Origin of the sequence: Candidatus Synechococcus spongiarum SH4 (genome assembly GCF_000586015.1) — a bacterium.
GTDB lineage: Bacteria > Cyanobacteriota > Cyanobacteriia > PCC-6307 > Cyanobiaceae > Synechococcus_B > Synechococcus_B spongiarum_F.
This window is the reverse complement of the sequence record NZ_JENA01000271.1, coordinates 1-2,056: the sequence shown is the minus strand read 5'-3', so window position 1 is coordinate 2,056 and position 2,056 is coordinate 1. Positions and strand designations below refer to the sequence as shown.

2 protein-coding genes are annotated in these 2,056 nt (G+C 65.2%); both read left to right on the top strand.

Features of this window, described 5'->3' with window-relative positions:
• Positions 1–815: glycosyltransferase (locus tag BG35_RS0109590; RefSeq protein ID WP_034418422.1), on the top strand; the 815-nt coding region annotated here is incomplete at its 5' end.
• A 37-nt stretch (positions 816–852) separates the two neighbouring features.
• Positions 853–2,056 (top strand): ATP-dependent helicase (locus BG35_RS0109585; RefSeq protein ID WP_025782647.1); only part of this gene is annotated, 1,204 nt, incomplete at its 3' end.

Here is a 2,056-nt window from a genome sequence, read left to right as displayed (position 1 = left end):
CTCAGCGTCAGGCGTCTCTGTGGATGGTGAGTTGGGGCTTTCACGTGCCCCGGTTGCTGGGGCGGCTGCGGGGACGGGCCGTTGCCTACCATGCCCACAGCAGTGGCTACGGCTTTCACCTGCCCCCCGGTGTCCCCGTGCTGGCGGTGAGCCGCAATACCATGGCCTACTGGGGAGCGCGGGCGCCGCGCAATCCCCTGTTCCTGCTCCCCAATGCCGTGGACCCGGCCTTCCAAAACCGTGGCGGCGCCCGGGACCTGGACGTGCTGGTGCAACACCGCAAGACCAGCGCCTACGTGCTCCACACCCTGGCGCCGGCCCTGCGGAGCCGAGGCTTGCGGGTCCATGTGCAGGAGAGCCGGGTGGAGCGACTGGAGGATCTGTTCAACCGCAGCAAAGTCTATCTTTACGATTCCGCCGACCACTGGAACCGGGCCGGGGTGAGCGAGGGCTTCGGGCTGCCCCCCCTGGAGGCGCTGGCCTGTGGCTGCGTGGTGTTCTCCAGCTTGAATCACGCCCTGGCGGATCACCTCACCCCTGGAATCAACTGCTTCCAGATCGGTGCAGGCACACTGGCGGCGGACGTGGAGCGCATCCGGTCCGTCTGCCGAACGGGAACGTCCCTACCCCACGCCGCCGCCTCTCCATCCTCGGCGCCGAGGAGTAACCACCAGCTCCGCCAGCTTGAACAGGTGCTGCAAGAGGTGAATGCCCATTGGGATCGCCTCGCCGCCGGGGAACAGCCCTTGCGGTCCAACCCCGGCCCGTGGCCCCTGGCCGTCCACTGCAAACGCTGGCTGCGGCGCTGGCGCTGAACCCCGGGGCCATACTGTCAACATCACCGGGAACAGGATGAGCATCCTGGATCATCTCAACAGCAGTCAACGGCAGGCCGCGGCACACCACTGCGGTCCTCTGCTGGTGGTGGCGGGTGCCGGCAGTGGCAAAACACGGGTGCTCACCCACCGCATTGCCCACCTGCTGGGCCGCCATGGCGTGGACCCGGAGGCGATCCTGGCGGTCACCTTCACCAACAAGGCGGCCCGGGAGATGAAGGAGCGGCTGGAACTGCTGCTGGCCCGGCAGCAGGCCCTGGACGCCCATGGTCAGTCCTGGGACACCTTGACGGAACCGCAACAACGGCAGCTTCGCAGCCGGATCTACCACCAGGTGACCAAAATCCTCTGGATTGGCACCTTCCATGCCCTCTTCGCCCGGCTCCTGCGCCTGGAAATGGATCACTACCGGGATCCGGAAGGCTTCACCTGGACCCGGCAGTTCACCATCTACGACGAGCAGGACGTGCGCAGTCTGCTCAAGGAGATCGTCACCCAGGAGATGAACCTGGACCCCCGTTCCTTCGATCCCAAGCAGGTGCGCTGGGCCATCAGCAGGGCCAAGAACCAGGGTCTCCTGCCCGATGCCTATGCCGCAAACCACCAGGGCCACCGGGGCCACAAAATTGCCGAAGCTTACCGCCGCTATCGCCGCGCCCTGGCCGCCAACAACGCCCTGGATTTTGACGACCTGCTGCTGATTCCCCTGCAGTTGCTGCGGGACAATGCCCAGGTGCGGCAGCGTTGGCGCCAGCGTTTCCAGCATCTGCTGGTGGATGAATATCAAGACACCAATCGCACCCAATACGAACTGCTGCGACTGCTCGCCGCCAACGACGCCGAACCATGCACCGATCAGCCATGGCAAGACCGCTCCCTCTTTGTTGTGGGGGACGCCGATCAGAGCATTTACAGCTTCCGGGCGGCGGATTTCACCATCCTGATGGACTTCCAGAGGGATTTCGGGGACGGACAGGGGGATGAACACACCCGCACCATGGTGAAGCTGGAGAAGAACTACCGCTCCACTGCCACCATCCTGGAGGCCGCCAACGGGTTGATTGCCCACAACCAGGAGCGCATCGAGAAGGTGCTCCATCCCACCCGGGGCCAGGGTCGCCCCATCCGTCTCAACTGCTGCGACGACGAGTTGGCCGAGGCGGATGCTCTGGTGCAAACCGTTCTGGCGGCCAGACGGGATCCTGGCCTGCGGTGGGGAG